At 41.1% G+C, this 287-nt stretch carries 1 pseudogene; it reads right to left on the reverse strand.

Features of this window, described 5'->3' with window-relative positions:
- A pseudogene (locus AAEY88_RS12920) lies at positions 1-243 on the reverse strand (TonB-dependent receptor domain-containing protein); the annotation flags it as partial.
- Positions 244-287 lie beyond the last annotated feature (44 nt).

Genomic DNA, 287 nt, shown 5'->3' on the forward strand with positions numbered 1-287 from the left:
GGTGTAAGTTAGCTTAACCGGGAACATAACAGTATCGGTGTTAAAAGTATGGCCTGCACTAAATTCAACGCCAGAAACAGCTACTTCACCATAGTTATATTGATCGCCAATGTTCTCATCGCTACACCCTACAGCGGCAGTACAATTACCGTGAATGTTGTCGTAATCAGAATAAAATGCAATAATTTCACCATTAATACCGCTTACGTTATAGCGTGAACCAAATTCAATATTTACACTTTTTTCTTCTTCTTGGTCGGCATTACCCGGCGCGGCTGGTGCTTAAC

Origin of the sequence: Psychrobacter sp. CAL346-MNA-CIBAN-0220 (genome assembly GCF_040309805.1) — a bacterium.
Classification (GTDB): domain Bacteria; phylum Pseudomonadota; class Gammaproteobacteria; order Pseudomonadales; family Moraxellaceae; genus Psychrobacter.